General features: G+C 58.7%; 18 protein-coding genes and 3 pseudogenes. 11 read left to right on the forward strand and 10 right to left on the reverse strand.

The features are described from left to right. The 3 genes and pseudogenes from JNB85_RS30150 to JNB85_RS30160 all read right to left on the reverse strand — a co-directional run. Positions 1 to 469 (reverse strand): annotated as a pseudogene (locus tag JNB85_RS30150) (type I secretion system permease/ATPase); the annotation flags it as partial. A 25-nt stretch (positions 470 to 494) separates the two neighbouring features. Continuing rightward, a complete protein-coding gene (locus tag JNB85_RS30155) occupies positions 495 to 2,555 on the reverse strand; it encodes a hypothetical protein (protein WP_220338074.1) in 2,061 nt (686 codons plus the stop codon). 137 nt (positions 2,556 to 2,692) lie between these two features. Beyond that, positions 2,693 to 3,643 (reverse strand): MSCRAMM family adhesin SdrC, encoded by a 951-nt coding sequence (locus JNB85_RS30160; RefSeq protein WP_220338075.1) that lies wholly within the window; start codon positions 3,641 to 3,643, stop codon positions 2,693 to 2,695. A gap of 869 nt (positions 3,644 to 4,512) precedes the next feature. On the opposite strand from JNB85_RS30160, the gene JNB85_RS30165 reads away from it, so the two are divergent. After that, a complete protein-coding gene (locus tag JNB85_RS30165) occupies positions 4,513 to 5,295 on the forward strand; it encodes a helix-turn-helix transcriptional regulator (protein ID WP_220338076.1) in 783 nt (260 codons plus the stop codon). A gap of 4 nt (positions 5,296 to 5,299) precedes the next feature. Here JNB85_RS30165 and JNB85_RS31265 read toward each other — a convergent pair whose 3' ends face one another. After that, on the reverse strand, positions 5,300 to 5,620 hold the full coding sequence (locus tag JNB85_RS31265) for a hypothetical protein (protein ID WP_420852307.1): 321 nt from the start codon (positions 5,618 to 5,620) through the stop codon (positions 5,300 to 5,302). A 375-nt stretch (positions 5,621 to 5,995) separates the two neighbouring features. On the opposite strand from JNB85_RS31265, the gene JNB85_RS30170 reads away from it, so the two are divergent. From JNB85_RS30170 to JNB85_RS30190, 5 genes and pseudogenes are all read left to right on the forward strand, one after another. Further along, positions 5,996 to 7,018, forward strand: a complete 1,023-nt coding sequence (locus JNB85_RS30170) for a UDP-glucuronic acid decarboxylase family protein (protein WP_220338077.1) — start codon at positions 5,996 to 5,998, stop codon at positions 7,016 to 7,018. Position 7,019: 1 nt separating this feature from the next. Beyond that, complete coding sequence (gene galE, locus JNB85_RS30175) at positions 7,020 to 8,003, forward strand: UDP-glucose 4-epimerase GalE (protein ID WP_220338078.1); 984 nt, start codon at positions 7,020 to 7,022, stop codon at positions 8,001 to 8,003. Next, on the forward strand, positions 8,000 to 9,883 hold the full coding sequence (locus tag JNB85_RS30180) for a glycosyltransferase family 2 protein (protein ID WP_220338079.1): 1,884 nt from the start codon (positions 8,000 to 8,002) through the stop codon (positions 9,881 to 9,883). Before galE ends, JNB85_RS30180 begins: the two co-directional genes overlap by 4 nt. Positions 9,884 to 9,896: 13 nt before the next feature. Then, a pseudogene (locus JNB85_RS30185) lies at positions 9,897 to 10,419 on the forward strand (DUF995 domain-containing protein); the annotation flags it as partial. A 7-nt stretch (positions 10,420 to 10,426) separates the two neighbouring features. Then, entirely contained in the window at positions 10,427 to 11,389 is a 963-nt protein-coding gene (locus JNB85_RS30190) for a glycoside hydrolase family 26 protein (RefSeq protein ID WP_220338081.1), read from the forward strand. Between the two features lie 65 nt (positions 11,390 to 11,454). Here JNB85_RS30190 and JNB85_RS30195 read toward each other — a convergent pair whose 3' ends face one another. Beyond that, positions 11,455 to 12,741 (reverse strand): ABC transporter substrate-binding protein, encoded by a 1,287-nt coding sequence (locus JNB85_RS30195; RefSeq protein WP_220338082.1) that lies wholly within the window; start codon positions 12,739 to 12,741, stop codon positions 11,455 to 11,457. Positions 12,742 to 12,899: 158 nt separating this feature from the next. On the opposite strand from JNB85_RS30195, the gene JNB85_RS30200 reads away from it, so the two are divergent. The 3 genes from JNB85_RS30200 to JNB85_RS30210 are packed head-to-tail and all read left to right on the forward strand — an operon-like array spanning position 12,900 to position 16,801. Further along, the gene (locus JNB85_RS30200) at positions 12,900 to 13,928 is read left to right on the forward strand and encodes a LacI family DNA-binding transcriptional regulator (protein ID WP_220338083.1); all 1,029 of its coding nucleotides are present in this window, start codon (positions 12,900 to 12,902) and stop codon (positions 13,926 to 13,928) included. Positions 13,929 to 13,937: 9 nt separating this feature from the next. Further along, the gene (locus JNB85_RS30205; protein WP_220338084.1) at positions 13,938 to 15,794 is read left to right on the forward strand and encodes a DUF2264 domain-containing protein; all 1,857 of its coding nucleotides are present in this window, start codon (positions 13,938 to 13,940) and stop codon (positions 15,792 to 15,794) included. Further along, positions 15,791 to 16,801: a hydroxyacid dehydrogenase gene (locus tag JNB85_RS30210; protein ID WP_220338085.1), complete on the forward strand. Its 1,011-nt coding sequence runs from the start codon at positions 15,791 to 15,793 to the stop codon at positions 16,799 to 16,801. Before JNB85_RS30205 ends, JNB85_RS30210 begins: the two co-directional genes overlap by 4 nt. A 6-nt stretch (positions 16,802 to 16,807) precedes the next feature. On the opposite strand, the gene JNB85_RS30215 is transcribed toward JNB85_RS30210, so the two are convergent. The 5 genes from JNB85_RS30215 to JNB85_RS30235 all read right to left on the reverse strand — a co-directional run bounded on the left by JNB85_RS30215 (position 16,808) and on the right by JNB85_RS30235 (position 22,112). Beyond that, the gene (locus JNB85_RS30215; protein WP_220338086.1) at positions 16,808 to 18,082 is read right to left on the reverse strand and encodes a Gfo/Idh/MocA family protein; all 1,275 of its coding nucleotides are present in this window, start codon (positions 18,080 to 18,082) and stop codon (positions 16,808 to 16,810) included. A gap of 46 nt (positions 18,083 to 18,128) precedes the next feature. Next, positions 18,129 to 18,959 (reverse strand): sugar phosphate isomerase/epimerase family protein, encoded by an 831-nt coding sequence (locus JNB85_RS30220; protein WP_220338087.1) that lies wholly within the window; start codon positions 18,957 to 18,959, stop codon positions 18,129 to 18,131. 30 nt (positions 18,960 to 18,989) lie between these two features. Beyond that, entirely contained in the window at positions 18,990 to 20,153 is a 1,164-nt protein-coding gene (locus JNB85_RS30225; RefSeq protein ID WP_220338088.1) for a dihydrodipicolinate synthase family protein, read from the reverse strand. A 3-nt stretch (positions 20,154 to 20,156) separates the two neighbouring features. Further along, on the reverse strand, positions 20,157 to 21,305 hold the full coding sequence (locus JNB85_RS30230) for a Gfo/Idh/MocA family protein (protein ID WP_220338089.1): 1,149 nt from the start codon (positions 21,303 to 21,305) through the stop codon (positions 20,157 to 20,159). 132 nt (positions 21,306 to 21,437) lie between these two features. After that, on the reverse strand, positions 21,438 to 22,112 hold the full coding sequence (locus tag JNB85_RS30235) for a TetR/AcrR family transcriptional regulator (protein ID WP_220338090.1): 675 nt from the start codon (positions 22,110 to 22,112) through the stop codon (positions 21,438 to 21,440). A 206-nt stretch (positions 22,113 to 22,318) separates the two neighbouring features. Here JNB85_RS30235 and JNB85_RS30240 point away from each other — a divergent pair, with 206 nt between their 5' ends. Both JNB85_RS30240 and JNB85_RS30245 read left to right on the forward strand, forming a co-directional pair. Further along, positions 22,319 to 23,605 (forward strand): ABC transporter substrate-binding protein, encoded by a 1,287-nt coding sequence (locus JNB85_RS30240; protein ID WP_220338091.1) that lies wholly within the window; start codon positions 22,319 to 22,321, stop codon positions 23,603 to 23,605. Positions 23,606 to 23,611: 6 nt separating this feature from the next. After that, positions 23,612 to 23,835 (forward strand): annotated as a pseudogene (locus JNB85_RS30245) (ABC transporter permease); the annotation flags it as partial.

Here is a 23,835-nt window from a genome sequence, read left to right on the forward strand (position 1 = left end):
GGCGGCGCTCATTCTCCTTCACGGGACCGCTGTCGCCATCGATCGTCTTGGCGAAAGGAATATCAGGATTGACTTTGAGTTCGGTAGTGTCTTTGGGCGTGCACCGTGCTTCGACTTCCGGCCCCGCCGGTGCACGCATTTCTTCAATGGGCTGCGATTTTCCCTTTAGCTCTATCGGATCGACGAAGGGTATTGCCACTGCCGCCGGCTTCGGTTCGGACTGTGTGACAGGCATGACGGCTTGCGCTCCATTTACTTCCTCCGCGGCAACAACCGCGACCTCTTGAGAATCAGACGGCGGCTTCCCCGACAGTCTGCGAAGTCGGCCGACCGCATCGTCGATCACCGAAATGCAGGTTTGTGTTAGAAAGTCCTCGGCACCCGGCTCCGCTGAGGAAGGTTTGTTTGCGCGCAGGTCGAGTACGCTGCCATCGGCAAAAATGTGCTTTGAATTTGAGATCTGGTTCATCGCGGCCTCTCCCAGGATACGCTGGTCACGCGACCACGGCTTGCATGACGTCAGACGGGTGGGCGGAGGACCATAAAAGGTCGTGCCCGCCGTTGATAATGCCGTCGCCGCTGTCCGCACTGTCATGGGCGTCATCGTCATTGAGGAAGGCGATGACTTCATTGGCCAGTTTCTGGCCCGCCATTTCGGGCTGGGTGGTATCGTGTTCGATGATCCCACCCTGAATGAGAATAGCGTCGGAATAGAGCTGACCGGCAACATAGGTGGTGTTGCCGAAGCTGTCGTAGTCGATGATTTCAGCGATGTTGGCGACAGTATTGCTGCCCGTATCGATCGTAACCACGGCGTCCCGATTATCCTTCAGAAGCTCGCCTGCGGCCTGGGTTACGTCGTCGGAATCTCCGAGGACTGCGACCTGCTTAATGATCGTCGTGTCGAAAAGATTGCCGGTGATGTAGAGAACATTCAGGCCGATGTAGCCCTGGAAGTTGAGGTCGTTAGACAAGCCTTCGGGCATTGTCGGATCACGCTCCTGGATTCCCTTCTCCGCTTCGTGCATATAGTCGGGCATGGCCTTGAACCGGTCGGCAGCCCCGACATTGTGGATCGCAGCAAAATTCCAGATGAGATTGTTGCCGGACTGGATGGTGGCAGTGCCGTCCACGCCGTCTTCGGCGCGAGCCCAGTCGTTGTCGTAGAGAAGCGAAATCTGCGTGATGCTGTTGATGTCGTAGACACTGCCACCGACGATCACCAGATCGTACTGCAAGCCCATCTGGAAAAACGACGAAAAGTTCAGTGTCGTATTGCCGCCGGTCAGAACCGTCGTCTCCGAGCCGCTCGTCGTGACGATCATCGTGTCGTTGTCGCTGACGAAATGATATTGCTCGACCCAGTTTACGAAGGAGACGTCACCATCGATGACGCTGACACGCCAGGCCGTTGGAAAGATGGGATCGCCTTGAGCATCGACGGTTGTCGGGGACTGGTCGTGTTGGAAAGTGCTGCGTTCGAAGCTTGCAATATTATAGGCGGTGACACCGGCACTCTCTGCCCCATCGGCCGAGGAATGGAATAAGGAGGCGATGTCGTCGTTGTCGCTGTAGGCATAGACCTGCGTGATGGCGTCGATCTGGTGATGGTCGCCCATGACAGCCGTGATGGGGGAGATTACTGCAGTGGTGACGACGGAAGTTATGTTCGCGAGCAGGTTCGCGCCAGCGGTGACCTCCAGGCTGTTTGAAGCTGGGTCATTCTGCTCGACGGATGCCTGGCTTTCGTCTGGATCTTCCGGCGGTTTGGCAAGGCCGCGGTCCGGCAGCAAGTCGCTGAGCGCCGAAAACTCGGAAACAAGCTTGCTGTTCATATAGGTTCCGGAGATTTCGTCACCCGCCAGCACGAAATCATGGGCCTGATTATTTTGATTGTCTGCCGGCGGTTCGGTCGTTCCGATCGACGCTTGGCCCGAATCCTTTACCGCCCGAATATAGGCTTCCATCTCGTCGGCGGTTTGCTTGGCACCTTCGAAAGTGTCGGTCCGTTGCAGGCTGGCAAAGGGAGTGAAGATTTCGGCATGTGCACTGAACTCGGCCAGCCGTTCGGTAACGAAACTCGTATCGCGCGGGGCATGGTCGCCGTTCGTCATGTCGAGAAAATCATCGTCATCGAGCACGTTGATTTGCGTGGCGTATCCGCTCGCCGAGCCGGGACCATTGAAAACTTCCAGCTTTTCCCCGGCTTCGACATCAATGTCCTGCGGGCTGCCGAACCGGGGCAGCGGCACGCCGCGGTGGGCGATTTCGGAGAGCTTTTCGAGGCTTTCCTCGAAGGGACGACCGAACCGACGGGGGCTGCCGTAGAGGATATCATAGCTCACGCTTCTATAGTCGACGTCGGGATCGTAGTCTTTGAGCATTAGATCGGAAGCGAAGGCGGGAGTGCTGTTGACCAGATCGTCGAGCGTCGGATCACTTTCCGCAGGACCCGTGCCCTCGGTCAGCTCCGCGCGCAGCCTCATTTCTTCGGTCGTCGTTTCAAATATACCGATGAAATGGGCGATGATTTCTGAGAATTTCTCGATTTGCATTGCCTTGGCCCTCCCTATCGAAGAAACGACCGGCCATGCGGCATCTTTCTGGGCGAGCCGCGCTGTTCGTCAATTCGCACACAAGCATTGAAACTGCACCGGCCGAGGCCGGTGCAGTCTTTTCTTGGTCTAGGAGGTTAGTGTCCGCTGCTGTCGTCGCCGACATCGGAAACATGCGAGTTGCCGCCGATGACACTGGAGTCGACTGCATTGCTGAGCATGTTGGCGCCCTGCACCAGCTCCAGATGGAAGCCGGAGTTGGCGAGGATCGCGGAAGCATCTGCCGTCGAAGTGCCTGCGACGTCGTCGCCTGTCTTGAGATCCCAGCTCTTGCCGTCCATGTCGACGCCGTCAGCACCATGAGCGGTGCCGGCATCCGCATTCAGGTGGTTCTGAGCACCGGCGTTGTCCATCCTGACATTCCAGGCCTGATCCTGATCTGCGAGATGGTTTGCCTGGACGATGCTGAAACCGGTATCGTTGCCCTCGCCGTTCAGCGAATTGTTGAGAATGCTGTCGACATCGAGGGTGAAGGAGAAGTCATCGCCGATGTCAAAGGTAAGGTCGCGGCCGGCAACCCCGAGGTTTCCGAAGTCCTCGACATCATCGATGACGGCAAAATCCGTGTCCGTCTTGTTGAAGCTGTCGCTGGTCGTCTTGGTATCGGTATCCGTGACCGTCTTAATCTCGGTGTCGGTCTTGGTGAACGTGTCGTTGTCGCTGATCGTTGTAGTATCGTTGTCGCTGTAAGACTTGGAATCGTAGCTCCAGTCGTAGTCCGACTTCGTGGTAGTGGTTGTGTCGTTGTCGTTGATGGTGGTCGTCTTGGTGTCGTCGTCCGACTTGTAGGACCAGTCGTATTCATTGTCGCGGTTGTCGCCGTTGTTGGCCTTCACGTCCACGTCGGCATTGACGTTGACGTCTGTGCTATTGTCGGTGTTATTGCGATTGTCGCCATTGGCGATACCGCCGACGTAACCTGTGGAATCGTCATCGATTTCGGTCGAGTTTATGGCGCTGGAAAGGCCATCGGCCAAAGCGCCCACCTTGATGGTGTCGTCATCTGAACCCTTGGGATCATAAGGCATTACAGTTCCCTCCAGAAAAAACTGGAGCAGCTTTCGAAGTCCCTCTCATCTCAAATGGGATCTTTGCTCGCGCTTGCTCCATTGCGTTAATATGGGCAGATGTACTTGGTACCCGTTCATCTGCAGCTTTATCGCGATTTGTTGGCCAAATTCTGTATTGGGATAGTGCCTACTCAGTACAATGACGCACAAATCCGGTCCCGGACTCGATATGAGCGCGAGCAAGACAGTCGAACTTCTTTTTGAGTTTCCTCGGAAGAAGACCAAGTATCAAACACACATGCCGATACTTGATTTTCACGTCACCGCTTTGGCGACTATCGCAGACTGATGGAAAATAAAGGGTCCCGATAGCTATCAATTCGGGCTAAGGCATCCGAGAGGCGGCTTCAGCATATGATTAAGCCGCGCCGGATCGCCGACCCGGCGAAGCCGTGTCCGAATTCGGGACAACGCCCCGGACCTCGGAATCCGGCTGCGTCGAGTGATAGCGGTATAGCGAAGTTAAGCTGGAAAGGTTCTCTCTCTTATTTTGAAATATCGTCTGTCAATTATCACGCTGCTTTCGTATGTGTTGAACTAATACATGCGGCTTTATATCGTGATTTAGTTGAAATACCGCCCGCTGGTATGTTTCTTCCCTGAAATGCAACCATAAAGTGGCAAAAAATAAATATAACTTTGTGACAACTAACCCATTTGGGCCATTTCTTTCCTTCGTAATTCATATTACCATAATTAAGAAATGCCTAAAAGATAAGGCGGCCACATGCCTAGGGGCAATGTTCGTCGGCATGTAATACCCGCCATCGCGCCAATGGGAGTAGATGCTCCGAGTTTTGTAAAGTGTAGCGCTAGGGGAGGCGTATATGTTCATGGTTGGGTCGGAAGTAGGAAATTCGGATCAGGCAAGAAGACTGAGCCCGAACGGAGAAACAGTCCTGGTAATCGCCAAGGCGGACTTGTTCTCCGAATGCATGGCTGAGGCATTGGCAAAGAAATTCCCGAATTTCGATGTCGTAAGCGTATCGAGCGCGCAGTCCATATCCGAGAAGGATATTCAAGACATGCGGCTTGTTCTTTTCTATCATGTCGCCGGCGCCGAGTTGCACGATGCGCTGCAGGTCGTTCGTGAAAGCCGTCCGGACGCATCCATCGGCCTTGTCGTCGAAGCCATCGACATGATGGAGCCCTATATCAGCCGTCTTGTCGAAGCGCGCGTCGTCGATGGCGTCCTTCCGCTCAATCTGCGGCTGGATGTTTTCATGGCGGCAATCGATCTGCTAATGAAGGGCGGCGAGCATTTTCCATCCGCACTTCTAGGTCGCCTGTCCAACCGGGCGACGGCACAGCTTGAGCCCTCGCTGTACCAGACGAAATCTGTCGACGCAGCGCGTGCCAATGCGCTGAAGCTTCGCCGCAACAGCATGGCGACCTTGACCACGCGAGAGGTGCAGATCCTCGACCTCATCTGCAAGGGCACACAGAACAAGATCATCGCCGACAAGCTTCACCTGTCCGAAAACACGGTGAAGGTCCACGTCCGCAATATCTATAAGAAGATGAATGTGAGAAATCGCACGGAAGCGGCCTCACGTTTCTTCAACGATACGTCAGACAGCGGCGATCTCTCCGGCAGGTGGCCGCACTAGGCCATCAATCCACCCGGGACGAGCGGGCAAAGCAGCGTGATTTCTGGCCGAAACCGCTCGGTGAGCAGATGTATGGCCCTGAACCGGGATAGACCGCGGCGGTCACTCTAGCCGAGGCGGTCTTTGGTCCGGAGGTATAGGCGAAGTCCTTCGCGGCATGCGGCACGCTTGCTACCAGGACACTCTTCTCCGTGCTTCCTACGATCGCCGTGTCGACGACCGCGCATGATATCGGTCCAATGGCCGAAAGAACAATCGTCGCAGCCAAAGCCAGAGAGCTGAAACTGCATGGCACTCGGCCATGCATGCGGTCATGAGTCGTCATTGAAGAACCCCTCTATCGTCAGGGCAATAGCGACGCGCCCTCGAACACAATGTCCGACCCACTCCATACATCGGCTTCATTGACTGAAGCTGGAGCGGCCGGACGGAGAGCATGGCACCATAGTCATAGAGAAGGATTAATCAAGCGAATTCCCAAGTTTAATACTGTAGCTATTTAGAATTGCTCCCGTGTTTTGAAGTTGACCTTCCCTGATATCCTCCTATCATTTCGACCATAGGTGCAATTTTCCGAAGAATAACGGAGTTAGTTATTCATGAACGCCACTTCAAGTTGAAGTTATCCAGGCGGAAGAAGAGGGAGCCTAAAGTATAGAAGGGTCTAAGAAAGACCACACGACATGGGAAGGAGTTTGTAATGCGTAGTTTCATTCCCACAGAAGGATATTCAGGATCTGCATTCGCATCACCACGACAGCGGTCAAAAACCGTGCTGGTCAACGGAGGCGCCGGCTTCCTGGGTTCCCATCTTTGCGAACGACTTCTCGAGCGCGGCCACCAGGTCATCTGTCTCGACAATTTCTACACCGGACGCCGCGTCAATATCGAGCATCTGCTGCAGAACGCCCGTTTTCAGCTTTTGGAACATGACGTGCGCCAGCCCTATGAAGTCGAGGCTTCCATCATCTTCAACTTTGCCTCGCCAGCCTCGCCGCCTGACTATCAGCGCGATCCCGTCGGGACGTTGCTGACCAATGTGCTCGGAGCCGTCAATACGCTCGATGCAGCGCGTCGCAGCGGCGCAACGGTCGTTCAGTCCTCGACTTCGGAAGTCTATGGGGATCCGCATGAGAACCCGCAGCGCGAAAGCTATTTCGGCAATGTCAACCCAATCGGCCCGCGCGGCTGCTATGACGAGGGCAAGCGGTCAGCCGAAACCCTGTTTTTCGATTACCACCGCAAGTATGGCGTCGATATCAAGGTTGGCCGGATCTTCAACACCTATGGGCCGCGTATGCGCCTTGACGATGGACGCGTCGTATCCAATTTCATCGTCCAGGCGCTCTCCAACACCGACATAACGATCTACGGTGACGGTCGGCAGACACGCTCCTTCTGCTACGTTGACGATCTTGTCGGTGGTTTCCTGCGTTTCGCCGATGCTGGCGAACACTGCATCGGTCCGATCAATCTCGGCAATCCTGCGGAGATCACTGTGCGGGATTTGGCTGAAATCGTTCTTGATCTGACCAATTCGCGCTCGCGCATTATTTACCTGCCGGCCGTGGCGGACGATCCGCAGCAACGCCGTCCGGATATTTCCAAAGCGAGAAAAGAGTTGAACTGGTGGCCGACGACGGAGCTGAAGACCGGGCTCACGCGGACGATAGCCTATTTCGATAAGCTGCTTGCCGGTAAGGAAGTGGCGGAGGCCGTATGAGATGCCCCGCTACATCCTGGTTACGGGTGGCGCCGGCTTCATCGGCAGCCACATCTGCAAGGCGCTTGCGCGTGCCGGCATGGTACCGGTCACCTATGACAATCTTTCCACCGGACATATCGACAGCGTCCGGTGGGGACCGCTGATCCAGGCGGATATCGCCGACGGTGCAAGGCTGCGCCGCGTCATGGCCGAGTATGCGCCGGATTGTATCATCCATTGCGGCGCCAACGCCTATGTCGGTGAGTCCGTCGAAAAGCCGAGCATCTATTACCGCAACAATGTCATCGGCAGCCTGTCACTGCTGGACGCCTGTCTCGATTGCAAGATCGGCAGGATCGTCTTTTCCAGCAGCTGCGCGACCTACGGCATTCCGGAAATGCTGCCGATCGGCGAGAAAACGCCGCAACAGCCGGTCAATCCCTATGGCAGGACCAAGCTGATTTTCGAAATGGCACTGGAGGATTATGCCGCCGCCTATGGCATCCGCTTCGCCGCACTTCGTTATTTCAATGCAGCCGGCGCCGATCCGGAAGGCCAGCTTGCCGAGCGGCACTATCCCGAAACCCATCTGATCCCGCGCGCTCTTCTCGCCGCGAGCGGGCGGATCGAGAGCCTCGACATTTTCGGTACCGACTATTCGACGGAAGACGGCACCTGCGTCAGGGATTATATCCATGTCAGCGATCTTGCCGAAGCGCATCTTGCCGCCGTTCGCCATCTTCTGGTTGGCGGCAATTCCTTGAGCCTCAATCTGGGCTCCGGCCGTGGCACGTCGGTCGGTGAGATTCTCAATGCCGTCAAACGAAAGACCGGCCACACGGTGCCGATTCGTTGTCAGCCGCGCCGCGCAGGTGATCCGCCTGTGCTTTTCGCCGATACGAAAAGGGCTCGCCTGGAGCTGGACTTCATGCCGGCGCTTTCGGATATCGATACGATCATCCGCACAGCCGGCCCGACTTTCGGACTGGAGGTGATCGCATGAGCACCAGAGCCGAAGTCGATCGCGCACATCAGTCTTCTGCCGCTAGTCCCGAGATGTTCGAACCCGTCTTTGCCGGCTGGAATCGAGCTGCCTATGGTCTTGGCATCGCCTGCTGGCTGGCAGCACTCGCTTACTTCTGGCTCTGGTGGGCTGAACCCACTCATGTGGTTTCATGGCCGGCATTTCTGCTCGTCACCCTGATCCTTGCCTGGGTGACCCTGATTCCCGCCTATTTCATCCTGATTTTTCTGGATGCAAGGCAGGTCCGATCATCCGCCGAGCCGCCCAAGGGGCGTGTCGCGATGGTGGTCACCAAGGCGCCGTCTGAACCTTTCACCGTCGTGCGCAAGACGCTTCTTGCGATGCTCGATCAGAAGGGCGTCGAGTTTGATATCTGGCTCGCCGATGAAGATCCGTCCGAGGAGACAAGGAAATGGTGCGGGCAGCATGGCATCATGATCTCCACCCGCAAGGGCGTCAGCGAATATCACCGTCCCGTCTGGCCGCGCCGCACGCGCTGCAAGGAAGGCAATCTCGCCTATTTCTATGATCACTTCGGCTACGAGCGCTATGATTTCGTCGCCCAGTTTGATGCCGATCATGTGCCGACGCCGACCTATCTTCGCGAGGTGCTGCGCCCCTTCTCCGATCCTGAAGTCGGTTATGTCTCGGCACCAAGCATCTGTGATGCCAATGCAGCCGAAAGCTGGGCGGCCCGCGGCAGGCTCTATGCCGAGGCGAGCCTGCATGGTTCGCTGCAGGCGGGATACAATAATGGCTGGGCGCCGCTCTGCATCGGCTCGCATTATGCTGTTCGCACGGCGGCCTTGAGAAAAATCGGCGGACTCGGTCCCGAGCTCGCGGAAGATCATTCGACCACGCTGATGATGAATGCCGGCGGCTGGCGCGGGGTCCATGCGGTCAATGCAATCGCCCATGGCGACGGGCCGGCGACCTTTGCCGATCTGGTGGTGCAGGAGTTCCAGTGGTCGCGCAGTCTGGTCACCATCCTCCTGCAGCATTCTGGCCGGCATGTCGCCCGGCTGCCGCTGAAGTTGAAGTTCCAGTTCCTGTTTTCGCAGCTCTGGTATCCGCTGTTTTCGACTTTCATGGCAGTGCTGTTCCTGCTGCCGGTCGCAGCACTTCTCACAGGCCATGTTTTCGTCAACGTCACCTATCCGGCGTTCCTGCTGCATTCTCTGCCGCTTTCGATCGTGCTGACCGTCTTCGCCATCTTCTGGCGCGCGTCAGGGACGTTCCGGCCGTACGATGCAAAGCTCTTCGGCTGGGAAGGGGTGGTCTTCATCCTGCTGCGCTGGCCTTGGTCGCTTGCGGGCAGCCTCGCTGCCGCGCGTGATTACGTGAGCGGTTCCTTCGTGGATTTCCGCATCACTCCGAAGGGTGATCAGGGGCAGCGCAAACTGCCGGTGCAGATTATCGCCCCTTACGTCGCGCTGGCAGGTATCTGTGCCGCGGCCATGGTTTTTGCCGCCGAGGGCGACGGTGCGCGTGGCTTCCAGATCTTCGCGGCGATCAACTTGCTCATCTATGTAGCGCTGGCAATCCTGGTTATCGCCCGCCATGCCGTCGAGAACGGTCAGCCCTTTTTGCCGCAGGCGTATAGCCTGCGATTTGCCGCCTTCGCCGCTCTCGTCGCCTGTCTGGCCGGCGGGGCGCAACTCGGCAACCATGGGCTAACCGCCATGGAAGCGCTTTCGCACGGCCAGCCCTTCGTCACCTTTACCCACTCGCAATTTGCTGTGGCGGGAGCGGGGCTCGGTGGCGGCAAGACCAGGATCGTGAAATTCCATCTCAGATGGCACGGCTTTGCTGAAGCCGGCCATAGGGGCAGGGGTATCTGGGAGAGCAGAAATGCGTGAGGAGGATAAAAAAATGAGCATGGCAGCACGATCGACGGGAGGAGCGCTGGCTCTGTGCCTCAGCCTTATCCTCCCGATGGGCGCACTCGCAGCGGAACAGAAGAAGGCGCCGACACCAACGCCGCTCAGTGCCGGTGAGCTGTACGCGATCTACGCCGACAAAACCTGGACCTGGAGTACCGGCGGCGGCCGTTTCATTGGCGAAGGCAGGCGTCTCGTTGCCTGGGTCGACAATGGCGGTAAACAGTCTTTCGCCGAAGGCCGCTGGGTCGTCGACGATTTCGGCCAGATGTGCATGCGAGCGACCTGGACCAATAGTGAGGGGGCGGCGCGTGCCAGCACCTGCTTCGGCCACCGCAAGATCGGCGACACGATCTATCAGCGGCGCCAGCCGAGCGGGGACTGGTACGTGTTCCGGCACGCTTCCACGAAAGCCGACGATGAGTTTCGGAAGCTGGTCCCGGCTGACACGGTGAGCCTGAAGGCCAAAGAGCTGAAGCAGGTTCTCGCGACCAATAAGTAGCCGAAAGGGAGGACAAGACGATGAAAACCCTGGCGAAGAAAATCTCGGCGGCGACAATTGCGATCCTTATGCTCGGCGTTGCCGACCTGTCGCACCCAAGCGAGGCGCAAAACGCCGCCGCCGTCATGAATGCGGCGGGCACGCAGACGATCACCGACAAGCGGCCCGTCATTCATGCCGGTGGTATTAAGTTCGGTGCCTACGATCCCCACGGCGATTTCGGCGCGCAACAGAGCGTGGCGACGGAGCACCTCTTCCTTCCATGGGAAGATGTCGATCTCGAAACGCTTCGTGTAGCGGATGCCTATGCGCTGGCAAGAGGCCGCAACCTGTTGATCACGGTGGAACCCTGGTCATGGGACGTAGACTGGCGGCTGACCTCCGATGAACTTCGCTGGAAGTTGTTCCGCGGCGATTACGATGTGAACATGCGTGCGATCGCCAGTATGATCGCCCAGTTGAAAAGCCCCGTCATCGTCCGCTGGGGACAGGAAATGGAAGACAAATCCGGCCGCTTTTCGTGGTCCGGCTGGAATCCTTCTGATTACATAGCCGCCTACAGGCGCATGATGGATATCGTGCGGGAGGAAGCGCCCGGTACGAAATTCATGTGGTCGCCAAAGGGACAGTCTGGCCTCAATGCATATTATCCCGGCGACACCTATGTAGACCTTATCGGCCTCTCGGTCTTCGGCCTGGAATCTTACGACCGGATCGTTCACGACGGCCCGCGGACTTTTGCCGAGGCGTTGAGGCCGGGCTATGAACTCGTTGCACAGTATCATAAGCCGGTCTGGGTGGCTGAACTCGGCTATGAGGGCAGTGACGGATACATCAAACCTTGGATGGAAACAGCAACCCTCAGGCAGAACGACTTTCCCGAATTGCAGGAAGTCGTTTACTTCAATGACCGCGACGTGCACGCATGGCCTTTCAATCTCGGCCGACCCGACTGGCGGGTCATCGATGACGCCAGCAACTGAGCCGATGGCGCCAATGGAAAAGGCCCGCTCGCGGCGAGCCTTAACCTGTTCATGCGGGGGTATGATTAACCCTTGAGCGTGGCCTTGCCAGTTTCCACGAGCTGGGCTGCGGCGTCGGCTACAGAGATGCGTTCGAAGGCGAGCTCATCGCAGGTCGGACGGAGAACACGCTGGTCGAATTCGGTCGCGCCCATCGGTACCGGTCGCGGATATTCGCCGACCTGATCCTTGAGCAGATTGACGTATTTGACCGTTTCCTGCTCCGTCGGGTTGAGTTGCGGCAGGATCGCTTCGCGAACCGCCGGCGACATCGGCACGCCGCGTTCGACGCCGAGAATCTTGCCGGCTTCCGGATCGTTGACGAAGAAACTGATGAACTTTGCGGCGGCTTCGCCCTGCTTGGTTGTTGCGCCGACGCTCCAGATTAGAGCCGGGCGATAATAATGGCCTGATGGACCGGCCTTCTTCTCGCGCGGCAGCATGGTGATGCCGAGCTTGTTCTTGATGATCAGCTGATAGCCGATCATCTGGTTGGAATAGGCCATGCCGATAACCGATTTGCCGAGACCAAGGCAATTGGTGTCGATCGTGTTCTGGTCCAGCGTCTGCACGTCAGCGGCAACCGTGCCGCCCGCCTTGCGCAGCTTCTCCCAATAGTCGAACCATTCCTTGGCGTCGTCCACCGTGAAGCCGAGGCCTACGGTCTCCTTGGCGAAGACACTCTTGCCGCGCTGGCGCAGCCAGGCGTCGAAGACATAATTGTAACGCGCCGCATAGGGCCCGCCACCCTTGCCGGAGGCTTTCGCGAGTTCCACGGCGAGCTTGGCATACTCATCCCAGGTGAGATCGGGCGTCGGTAGCGGAATACCGGCCTTTTCGAATTCGACGGTGTCGAAGAACATCGCGAAGGAATTGAGGCCGAGGCCGACACCATAGAGCTTCCCGTCAACCGTGGTCAGTTTCAGCATATCGGCGCCGAAGCTGTCGACCTTCAGCGTCGAGGGAACGAATTCATCGAGCGGCAGGCAGGCGCCGCGCTTGGAATAGTCGGAAATCGTGCTCGGCTCAAGCTGGAAGACGTCGGCGATCGCGCGGCCGGCCATCTGCGTGGCCAGCTTCGTCCAATAGCCTTCGCCCGAAAGCGATTCACCGACGATGGTGACGCCGGGTGTTTTCGACTGGTAGAGCTTGGCAACATCGAGTGTGCGCTTGGCGCGGTCGTTGGAGCCCCACCACATAGCACGAAGCGAAGCGTCCTCTGCAAATGCCGGGATCGAGCTTCCGGCGCCGAAGGCAAGGCCGGCCGCGGCACCCGCGGTTCCCATCAAGAATGAACGGCGATTGACCTGCATGATTTCCTCCTGTGTCCGATGCCCGGTGTCATCCTCCCATGGTCTCTCCAGGCGTTCCGCAAGTTAGAGTACGCAAAAAATTTCTCTTTGCAAGAATTTATGATTATCTTGCAAATTTGCATAATTTGCATAATCTTTGCCACATGAACGAGATCAAAATGAATGAGATCAAAACCAGGCGGCCGCGCCAGGTAGATATCGCGAACTTGGCCGGCGTTTCCGTCTCCACGGTGTCTCGGGTGCTCGCCAACGAGCCCGGCATCAGCGAAAGCGTACGGCGGCACATTTTGAAGGTTGCTGCCGAGCACGGTTATCCGGTCAAGGCGGTTTCGGAAAATGTCGGTGGAGGTCTTGCTCTGATCGCGAGCGACAGCGCAACTGGCGGCCTCAGCGTGTTCTATGAGTCGATCGTTGAGGGCCTTCGCGCTGGTGCCGCCGATGCCGGAATGCCCTTCGAAGTGCGGCTCGTACGCGAGGACCGAACCGCACCTGAATTTATCGGCGAATATATGCAGGCGGCGGAAGCCGAAGGGCTTTTCCTCGTCGGTATCGATCCGAGCGATACGCTGCGGACCTGGCTGGAAACAACGGGAACGCCGACGGTCTTGGTCAACGGGACCGATCCGCGCTTACGCCTCGACGGCGTGTCGCCCTCCAATTTCTTTGGCGCCTATGAGGCGACGAGCAGGCTCACGAAAGCCGGTCATCGCCGCATCCTTCATCTCACCGGCTCGCATCGTCACACGATCCGCGAGCGTGTGCGGGGTTTCGAGGCGGCGATTGCCGCAGTTCCCGGTGCCGAGGGCCTGCTCGTTCCGCTCACTTTCCAGGGCGGCGCCAGCCGCGAAGCACATGAGCGCACGGTGGCGTTGCTCGCAGAGGATCCGGGATATACCGCAGCCTTCTGCATGAACGATTTCATCGCAGTCGGCGTGCTCGAAGCCGTCACCGAAGCAGGCCTTCGCGTTCCCGAGGATTTTGCGATCGTCGGCTTCGATGACCTGCCTTGTGCTGTCATGACCAATCCCCGGCTTTCCACCATGCGCGTCGACCGCGCAGCGCTTGGCCGCGAGGCCATCTCCTTGATGATCTCCCGCTACCGCGACAGGAGCGCCCCTGCCCGCCATATCTGCCACGCGGTCGTTCCGGTTGCCGGAGGCACCGTTCCTGATAGAGACAAGCTGTGAGTGATGCCGATGACCTATGATCCCGCCAGCGCCAATCCGCTCGCAGGCAATCCGCTGAAGACCCGCGCCGACATGATCCGCGCGGTCAACGATCTCTTCAACCCGCTGCTTCCCTTCTTCTCCGATGGCAACGCCCGCGTTCGCCTCGATGGCGCCGGCGCTCATTTCGACCGGGCCGCTGCTGATCTCGAAGGCTTCGCGCGTCCGCTCTGGGGTCTTGCACCGCTCGGCGCTGGCAAGACGGCTTTTGATCACTGGCACCGCTTTGCTGAGGGCCTTGCGAACGGCTGCGATCCGGCTCATCCCGAATATTGGGGCACCGTCAATGCCCGGGATCAGCGCATGGTGGAACTCGCCGCCCTCGGTTTTGCCCTGGCGCTGGTGCCCGACAAGATCTGGGAGCCCCTCGACAAACGTGCCCGCGATAACATCATCGCCTATTTTAAACATGTCCGGCAGTTCGACTATGCCGACAATAACTGGAAGTTCTTTCGGATCTTCATCGATATCGCCCTCGACCGCCTCGGCGCTGATTTCGACCGCAGCCTGACCAAGCAATATCTCGAGGAGCTCGAGGGCTTCTATATCGGCGACGGCTGGTACCGCGACGGCAATGTTCGCCGTATCGACCACTACATTCCCTTCGCCATGCATTTCTATGGCCTGATCTATTCCAAGCTGGTCGATGATAACTATGCCAAGCGTTACCGCGAGCGTGCGGTTCTCTTCGCAAAGGATTTTCGCCACTGGTTTGCGCCTGATGGTGCGACAATCCCCTTCGGCCGCAGCCTGACCTATCGTTTCGCCTGCGCCGGCTTCTGGTCGGCCCTCGCCTTCGCCGATCTGGAAGCGTTGCCCTGGGGAGAAATCAAGCATCTCTGCCTGGAGCACTTGCGCTGGTGGCGAGACAAGCCAATCGCCGGTCACGACGGTGTTCTCTCCATCGGCTTCGGTTATCCGAACCTTTTGATGTCGGAGAGCTATAATTCCGCCGGCTCGCCCTATTGGGCCTTCAAGGCCTTCCTGCCGCTCGCTCTTCCGGAGGATCATCCCTTTTGGACCGCGGAGGAAAAGGCGCCTGAGCAGACGCCGGAGGTCGTTCCGCAGCGTCATCCGGGCATGGTTATCATGCGTACCGGAAATGATGTCGTGGCACTCTCGTCTGGTCAGGAAAACCTGCAGATGCGCTTCGGCACGGAGAAATACGCGAAGTTCGCCTATTCGGCCCGCTACGGCTTCAGTGTCGAAGCTGACGAGCGCGCTTTCGCGCTCGCTGCTTTCGACTCCGCACTCGCCTTCAGCGACGACGGCCTGCATTACCGCGTCCGCGAAACGAACCAAGAAGCGAAGCTCGCCGGCGACGTCCTTTACTCCAGATGGTCTGCGTTCAAGGACGTCAGGGTTGAAACCTGGCTGGTGCCGTCAGCGCCCTGGCATATCCGCGTTCACCGCATCATTACGCCGCGCCCCCTGCAAACGGCAGAAGGCGGCTTTGCCATCGCTAAACGCGATCTCGATGCCGATACGCTGTCTGCCGCACAGGGCTCTGCCTATGCGATCGGCGAGGCGGATTTCACCGGCATTGTCGACCTCGGCTCGACGGTTAAACGACAGGGTCTTGCCCAGAAGACGCTGCCGAATACCAATATGATCGTATCCAAGACGCTCGTGCCGCAGCTGCGCGGGGAGATCGCCGCTGGTGAAACGATCCTGGTGACCGCTGTGCTGGCGCTGAACGATCCGGTAGCTGTTACCGGCGCATGGGCCACGCCGCCGAAAGCGCCGGATATTGCCGCGCTCGAAAAATTGATCAGCGAAAAAGGCGTTACCGTCAGCGCGATCGAAGCACCAGGACAAATGTCATGAGCCGTCCTGCCATCGTCCTCGCCATGCAGCCCTTCCGTACCGAGCATGTCCTGCCTCAGCCGGTGCTTCGCCGGTTGGATAGTTTCGGCTGCCTGCTCGATGCGGAGCCGCTCGAGCGCTTTGACGATGGGCGGGCGAAACGCTTGCTTGCTGAAGCAGAGATCCTGATCACCGGCTGGGGGGCACCTTATGTCGATCGTAAGGTGCTGGCGCTTGCGCCGAAGCTGAAGCTCGTCGTTCATGCGGCAGGGACAGTGAAAGGCATCATCGATCCCGGCATTTTTGAAGCCGGTATCGCCGTCAGCCATGCAGCCGAAGCCAATGCCGTGCCGGTCGCCGAATTCACGCTGGCCGCGATCATCTTCGCCGGCAAACATGTCTTCCGGTTCCGCGACTTCTATGTTGCGGACCGGCATCGCGACCGCACCTATCCGATGCAGCGCGAGGCCATCGGCAATTATCGCCGTACGGTTGGCATCATTGGTGCTTCACGGATCGGCCGCCGGGTCATCGACCTGCTGCGGCCCTTCGCTTATCAGGTGCTGCTGTCGGATCCGACCGTGGACGCGGATCAGGCGCGCGGCATGGGCGTGAAGAAAGTCGAACTCGACGAGCTGATGCGCAGCTCGGATATCGTCTCCGTCCATGCACCATCGCTGCCTTCCACACGACATATGATCGATACGGCAAAGCTGGCATTGATGAAGGATGGCGCGACGCTGATCAACACGGCGCGTGGCGCACTGATTGATGAGGATGCTTTGCTGGCTACGCTGAAAACCGGTCGCATCGATGCTATCATCGATGTAACCGATCCCGAAATACCGGCACCGGAATCGGCTTTCTACGATCTGCCCAACGTTTTCCTGACGCCGCATATTGCCGGTGCAATCGGCTTGGAGCGCGGCCGCCTCGGCGAAATGGCAGCCGACGAGGCCGAACGTTTCATCAAGGGCGCACCCCTTTTGTACGGCCTCACCCTCGAAAGCCTGGAAAATACCGCCTGAGGCGTCTCACGATGCCTTCAGCGAGTTCGGCGAGCCGTCATTGGCAAGCTCCGGCATCAGGTCAGAGATGCTGACGACCTTGCCGGTGCGCGAGCTCGTCAGCGCCGCGATGCCACAAAGCACGGACATGGCGCCGGCGCGCGTGCCGGCCCGCTGCGCGAGCCTGTCCTGCATGTCGGGCTTGAAGATCATGTTGCGCATCCGGTCGTCGCCGCCGTAGTGGCCGCCAGAGGAATGCGGTACCTTGATGCGTTCAACGTCTTCCTTGCGGTGCGGGAAGTTGCGAACCAGAAGGATCGTGTCTTCTTGCGGCTCTTCCCAGGGCTGCGCCTCGTACTGACGGATCTCGATGCGTCCCTTGGTGCCATTGAAGGCGAGATGATGTCCTTCGATCGGCTGGAATGTGTTCAGCGAATAGGAGACATGGACGTTGTTCCGGTAGCGGATGGAAGCGACCATCGTATCGGGAATATCGATATCCTCGCGGAACACGCAGCCGTCGCGGAAATAGCCGTCGATTTTCGAGGGATCCTCATAGAGCGTGTCGAGGAAGGGATCCTTTTCGAGATCGAGATAGTAGTCGCATTCCTGCTTGTGTGGACAGAGCTTGCAGCGCGGGCCGCGAAAGGGACCTTTGCGGCCGTAATTCTGCAGGTCGGCAAAGGAGGTCACGGCATCGGGGTCGCTGTCGAGATACCAGTTCAGAAGGTCGAAATGATGGGTCGCTTTGTGAACGAAGAGGCTGCCGGAATTTTCTGTATAGGCATGCCACCGGCGGAAATAATCGGCGCCATGCTTGGTGTTGAGATACCAATGGAAATCGACTGAGGTGACACGGCCGATCTCTCCGGAATTCAGGAGTTCCTTGATCTTCGCTGCCGTCGGCGCATAGCGATAGTTGAAGGATACGTCGACGCGGCGGCCAGTGCGCTTTTCCGCATCCAGAATCCGGCGAATCTTTTCCACCGACGTCGTCATTGGCTTTTCGGTGATCACATCAATGCCAGATTCCAGTGCCCTGACGATGATGTCGTCATGCGTATGGTCGGGCGTGCAGACGATCGCCAGATCCGGTTTCTGCTCTGCCAGCATCGCATCGATGTTTTCATAAAGCGGTGCGTTGCTACCGATCATGGTGCGGGCGCGCTCGCCGCGCAGCGAGTTCTTCTCGACGATCGCAGTCAGGTCGACATGCTCGCGCCAGCCGGAAAGCAGATCCTTGCCCCACATCGTGGTGCCGCGGTTACCGGTGCCGATCAGGGCAAAACGGCGTTTCTCCATCGAATGATTCCTCCTTCATACGTGATGAAACGATTGGATTTTAAAACTAGACCTGGCAGCAGCTCCTGAAGCGCTCGACACAGGTGGCGATCACCTCGTCGGCGGGACGCTTCCACCAGTTCTCGGCAGAGAAGATTTCGACCTCTTGAGCGCCGAAGAAGCCGGCAGCTTCCACCATCCGTCTTATGCCTTTGAGATCGATCACGCCATCGCCCATCATGCCGCGGTCGAGCAGCATATCCTTGGTCGGCACCAGCCAATCGCAGATGTGGTGCGCAAAGATACGCTTCATGCGGCCGGCGCGAGCGATCTGATCGGCGAGATCGGGATCCCACCAGACGTGGTAGACATCGACGGCGACGCCGACATCCTCGCCGAGCTGCTCGCACATGTCGAGCGCCTGCCTAAGGGTGTTCACGCAGGCGCGATCGGCGGCATACATCGGATGCAGCGGTTCGATCGCGAGTTTCACGCCTGCCGCCTGCGCATGCGGCAGCACGGCAGCAATGCCGTCGAACACCATCTGCCGGGCCGCGACAATATCCTTCGAGCTACCCGGCAAGCCGCCGACGACGAGCACGAGGCAATCGGCGGAAAACGCCGCCGCCTCGTCGATGGCGCGCCTATTATCATCGAGGTTCTTCTGCCAGTCGGCCTCGTTTGCGGCCGGAAAGAAGCCGCCGCGGCAAAGCCCGGTCAGCTTGATGCCGTTCGACTCGATGATCCGCACAGCCTCATCGAGACCGGCTTTGGCGACTTGATCGCGCCAGGGCGCGATCGAGGTGATGCCGTGCTTCAGGCAGGTATCGACGGCTTCGGCAAAGCCGCATTGCTCACGGATCGTCGCGAGATTGATCGAAAGTCCTTCGACCTGCATGTCATTCCCCTCCCATTGCCGTGCCGGCGATCAGTAAACGCCGTGGACGGCAAGCACCTGCCTCATCCGATCGGTCGCGAGTTCCGGATCGGCGAGAACCCGGGCTTTGTCGGCCAGGCGGAAAAGCTCCGCCAGATGCGTCAGCGAACGCGTGCTCTGCTGGCCGCCGATCATCGTGAAATGGTCCTGCAACCCGTTGAGGTAAGCGAGGAAGACGACGCCTGTCTTGTAGAAGCGGGTCGGCGCCTTGAAGATGTGGCGGGACAGCGGAACCGTCGGCTCGAGCAGGTCGAAGAATTCGTGGTTGCTCTTGCGCCCGAGCGCATCGAGCGCTGCAGACGCTGCGGGCGCGATGGCGTCGAAAATGCCAAGCAGCGCGTCCGAATGGCCCTGCTCATCGCCGGCGATCAGTTCGGCATAGTTGAAGTCATCACCGGTATACATGCGCACGCCCTTCGGCAGCTGCCGGCGCATCGTCACTTCCTTCTCCTTGGAAAGAAGCGAGATCTTGATACCGTCGACCTTTGCGGCATTGGCTTCGATCACCTGCAGGCAGGTTTCCATCGCCTTCAGATGATCGCCATTGCCCCAGTATCCTGCGAGAGCCGGATCGAACATTTCGCCAAGCCAATGGATGACGACAGGTTCCTTTACCTGGCGAAGGATCCGATCATAGACCTTGACATAGTCGTCGGGTCCCTTGGCAGCGGCGGCCAGCGCGCGGCTTGCCATCAGGATGATGCGACCACCGGCGGCTTCCACCGTCTCGATCTGTTCCTCGTAAGCCCTGATGATCGTGTCGATCGTCACGTCAGGGCCAGGCGTCAGATGGTCGGTGCCGGCGCCGCAGGCAATCAGCGCGTCCTTGCGGGAAGCGGCTTCGCCTAGTGCGCGGCGGATAAGCTCACGAGCCTCCGCCCAGCCGAGCCCCATGCCCCGCTGCGCCGTATCCATCGCTTCGGCAACGCCAAGGCCGAGATCCCAGAGGCGATGGCGGAAGGCGAGTGTCCGCTCCCAGTCGATCGCCGGCGTCAGCCAGGGATCGTTGTCGGCCAGCGGATCAGCGACGACATGGGCGGCGGCAAAGGCGATGCGAGGGAAGCTCTTGGCGTCTCGCTTCCTAAGTTCGATCGGCGTGCCGGTCAGAGTATAAGGAGCGATCTTGCCGTCGAGAGGAAGATTTATCGTCGTCACGGCTTAAAACTCCAGGGCGGGGACATCGAGCCAACGGCGCTCTGCCCAGGATTTCAGGCCGAGTTCCGCGAGCTGCACGCCCTTGGCGCCGGCTTCCAGGCCGTAGGGCCAGGGAGCGTCTTCGACCACGTGACGGATGAACATTTCCCACTGCGCCTTGAAGCCATTGTCGAAGACCTGCGTATCCGGCACTTCGTCCCAGGTCTTGTAGAAATCGATCGTCTGCGGCTGGTCGGGGTTCCAGACAGGCTTTGGCGTATTGACGCGATGCTGGCTCCAGCATTTCGTCAGCCCGGCAACGGCCGAGCCATGCGTGCCGTCCACCTGGAAGGTCACAAGATCGTCGCGACGAACGCGGACTGCCCAGGAGGAGTTGATCTGCGCGATCACGCCACCTTCAAGTTCGAAGGTCGCATAGGCGGCATCGTCGGTGTCGCAGTTGTAGGATTTGCCCTGTTCATCGATGCGGCTGGGAATATGGGTTGCACCCAGGCAGGAAACGGCCTTCACTTCACCGAAGAGATTGTCGAGCACATAGCGCCAGTGGCACAGCATATCGAGGATGATGCCGCCGCCATCGGCCTTGCGGTAGTTCCAGGACGGGCGCTGGGCCGGCACGCCCCAGTCGCCTTCGAAGACCCAGTAGCCGAATTCGCCGCGCACTGAGAGGATCTTGCCGAAGAAGCCGGAATCGCGCAGCAGCGCCAGCTTGCGCAGGCCGGGCAGGAAAAGCTTGTCCTGCACCACGCCGTGCTTGAGGCCGGAGGCGCGCGCCTTACGGGCTAGGTCGATCGCCACCTGCAGATCGTCGGAAATCGGCTTTTCGCAATAGACATGCTTGCCGGCATCGAGCGCCTGGGAGAGCAGTTCGGCGCGCATCAGCGTCGTGCCGGCATCGAAGAAGATCGTATCGTCGGGATTGGCGAGCGCAGCATCGAGATCGGTCGACCAGCGCTTGATGTTATGCTTGCGGGCAAGCTCCTCCATCTTCGCCCCGTTGCGGCCGACGATGATCGGATCGATTTCCAGTTTCTCGCCTGATTTCAGCGTAATGCCGCCCTGATCGCGAAAGGCGAGGATCGAGCGAACGAGGTGCTGGTTGTAGCCCATACGGCCGGTAACGCCGTGCAAAATGATCCCTAAACGTGCCACTTTTCCCTCCCTGGAAACTTTATGCGTCGGGAGCGGGCAGTCAGGCCCGGCCCTCCCAAGCCGGTAACTAAACAGTTACTTGATGGCAGAAGGCGAATATTGCTGTCAATAGCCAATTCGGTTTTTTGAAAATCAGCGCTTTATCGACGCGAGCGTGACGTGAACGATGTGCCGTTCCCAGGCATCGAGATTGGCAGGCGTGATGAGATCACGGCCGAAGATCGTCGAAAGCGTGTACTGGTTGGACAGGTAGAAATAGCCGAGTGACGCAATTGTCAGATAGACATGCAGCGGGTCGGCCGTCTCGATGAAGACACCCGCCTTCTTGCCTTCTTCCAGTACCTGCGAAAGTTCGCCGATCAGGTGCGAATGCAGCTCCTTGAGCCGCACGGACTGGCGCAGCCAGCGCGCGCGGTGCAGATTTTCCGTACCGAGCAGGCTCAAGAATTCCGGATGCTGCAGGAAGTAGCGCCAGGTGAACAGGGCCAGTTCCCCGATGCCCTCCTCAGGACTGCGGGTGCCGATGTTGAGTGCGCGCTCGGCTGTGCGGATGCTGATATAGGCCTCCTCCAGCACGCGCAGATAGAGCTGCTCCTTGTCGCCGAAATAGTGGTAGAGCATGCGTTTGTTGGTACCGGCGCGCTCTGCGATGGAATCGACTCGCGCACCACCCATGCCGTTTTCGGCAAATTCCCGTGTGGCCGCCTCAAGAATGGCCGCGCGGGTGCGCTCCGGGTCGCGTTGGGCGGTTCGCTCAGCGGACGGGCGTTTGGCCTTCTTTTTTGCGCTCTCCCCAATGTCGTTCATGCGATTTCCCCTATCTTCCCATGTTGCGCTCATAAGGCTTAAGCTGAAGAATGTAAAAAGCCGATTTGGTCAGAGCAACCGGGCCAGCAACACCGCTTGACAGCCCGGAGGCTTTGAACATAACTTGTAACCAATTAGTTATTTGTTGCAAGACGGCTAATTCGGAAGCGTGTGGAGGCGCTTCCTGTTGGGAGGAGGAAATCAATATGACTTTTCGTGTAAGCAGACGTAATTTCATGGCAGGTGGAGCAACGCTCCTTTCGCTTTCGGCGCTCGGAAACAGCGCTTTTGCAGAGGAAACCCGCTTGCGTCTCATCTGGTGGGGCTCTCAGCCGCGCGCTGACCGCACCAACAAGGTCTCCGACCTTTTCAAGGCGAAAAACAGCGGTGTTGCGATCACCGGCGAATTCCTCGGATGGGCCGATTACTGGCCGCGCCTTGCCACGCAGGTGGCCGGCCGCAACGCCCCCGACGTCATCCAGATGGATTATCGCTACATCGTCGAATATGCCCGGCGCGGCGCTCTTGCTCCGCTGGAATCCTACATGCCGTCGAAGCTGCAGATCGATGATTTCGATCCGGCACAGATCGAAGGCGGCAAGGTCGACGGCCACTTGTACGGCGTCAGCCTTGGCGCCAATTCGGCGGCGACCGTCATCAATACCGTCGCCTTCCAGGAGGCTGGCATCGACGTGCCGACCAACAAGACGACCTGGGAAGAATTCGGCAAGATCGGCGCTGAAATCACCAAGGCCGGCAAGCGCAAGGGCTATTTCGGCTTTGCAGATGGCAGTGGCGGCGAGCCGCTCTTCGAAAACTACCTGCGTCAGCGCGGCAAAGCGCTCTACACGGCGGATTCGAAGATCGCCTTCGGTGCCGAGGACGCGTCCGAATGGTTCGACATGTGGGCCAAATTCCGTGAGGCCGGCGCCTGCGTGACGCCCGACATTCAGGCGCTCTACAAGGATACGATCGACACCAGCCCGTTGACCGTCGGCAAGGCCGCCTGCGACTACGCCCACTCCAACCAGTTCGTCGGCTATCAGGCGATAGTCAAGGACAAGCTGATGCTCAGCAACTACATGAGGATCAAGCCGGACTCGAAGGGCGGCCATTACCGCAAGCCTTCGATGTTCTTCTCGGTTTCCGCACAATCGAAGGTGATCGATCAGGCTGTCGATTACGTCAACTTCTTCGTCAAGAACCCAGATGCTGCCAAGATACTCGATGTCGAGCGCGGCATTCCGGAATCGAAGGCGATGCGCGAAGTCGTCGCAGGCAAGCTCGATGAAACCGGCAAGATCCCGCTCGAATATGTCGCCGGTCTCGGCGACCTTGCCGGCCCGCTTCCGCCCCCTCCGCCGACCGGCGCCGGCGAAGGCCAGGTCGTGCTGCGCACCATCTCGGAGCAGGTCGCTTTCGGCCAACTTACTCCGGCTGATGCCGGCAAGCAGCTCGTGGATGAAATCACGCGAATTCTCGCGCGGGGTTGATCTTACATGACCAATGCGATGCGCACGTCCGCAGGGACGGTAACCGTGGAAAGATATCAGGGAGTACGGGCTGACGGACGCTTCCGGCGGCTGTGGAATGCCAATGCTCCCGGCTATCTCTTTCTGCTTCCGTGGCTGATAGGCTTTTTCGGCCTGACACTCGGCCCGGCCCTGATTTCGCTCTACCTTTCCTTCACCGACTTCGACATGTTGAGGGCGCCGGGTTGGGT

Source organism: Rhizobium mesosinicum, from assembly GCF_019511345.1.
Lineage (GTDB): Bacteria > Pseudomonadota > Alphaproteobacteria > Rhizobiales > Rhizobiaceae > Rhizobium > Rhizobium mesosinicum.

Bases quoted from the DNA above. Each gene is read 5' to 3' on its own strand.
- JNB85_RS30160 (WP_220338075.1), bottom strand. From the start codon at position 3,643: ATGCCTTATGATCCCAAGGGTTCAGATGACGACACCATCAAGGTGGGC.
- JNB85_RS30170 (WP_220338077.1), top strand. From the start codon at position 5,996: ATGCGTAGTTTCATTCCCACAGAAGGATATTCAGGATCTGCATTCGCA.
- JNB85_RS30210 (WP_220338085.1), top strand. From the start codon at position 15,791: ATGAGCCGTCCTGCCATCGTCCTCGCCATGCAGCCCTTCCGTACCGAG.
- JNB85_RS30180 (WP_220338079.1), top strand. From the start codon at position 8,000: ATGAGCACCAGAGCCGAAGTCGATCGCGCACATCAGTCTTCTGCCGCT.
- JNB85_RS30205 (WP_220338084.1), top strand. From the start codon at position 13,938: ATGACCTATGATCCCGCCAGCGCCAATCCGCTCGCAGGCAATCCGCTG.
- JNB85_RS30215 (WP_220338086.1), bottom strand. From the start codon at position 18,082: ATGGAGAAACGCCGTTTTGCCCTGATCGGCACCGGTAACCGCGGCACC.
- JNB85_RS30240 (WP_220338091.1), top strand. From the start codon at position 22,319: ATGACTTTTCGTGTAAGCAGACGTAATTTCATGGCAGGTGGAGCAACG.
- JNB85_RS31265 (WP_420852307.1), bottom strand. From the start codon at position 5,620: ATGACGACTCATGACCGCATGCATGGCCGAGTGCCATGCAGTTTCAGC.
- JNB85_RS30235 (WP_220338090.1), bottom strand. From the start codon at position 22,112: ATGAACGACATTGGGGAGAGCGCAAAAAAGAAGGCCAAACGCCCGTCC.
- JNB85_RS30200 (WP_220338083.1), top strand. From the start codon at position 12,900: ATGAATGAGATCAAAACCAGGCGGCCGCGCCAGGTAGATATCGCGAAC.
- JNB85_RS30190 (WP_220338081.1), top strand. From the start codon at position 10,427: ATGAAAACCCTGGCGAAGAAAATCTCGGCGGCGACAATTGCGATCCTT.
- JNB85_RS30165 (WP_220338076.1), top strand. From the start codon at position 4,513: ATGTTCATGGTTGGGTCGGAAGTAGGAAATTCGGATCAGGCAAGAAGA.
- JNB85_RS30220 (WP_220338087.1), bottom strand. From the start codon at position 18,959: ATGCAGGTCGAAGGACTTTCGATCAATCTCGCGACGATCCGTGAGCAA.
- JNB85_RS30195 (WP_220338082.1), bottom strand. From the start codon at position 12,741: ATGCAGGTCAATCGCCGTTCATTCTTGATGGGAACCGCGGGTGCCGCG.
- JNB85_RS30155 (WP_220338074.1), bottom strand. From the start codon at position 2,555: ATGCAAATCGAGAAATTCTCAGAAATCATCGCCCATTTCATCGGTATA.
- galE (WP_220338078.1), top strand. From the start codon at position 7,020: ATGCCCCGCTACATCCTGGTTACGGGTGGCGCCGGCTTCATCGGCAGC.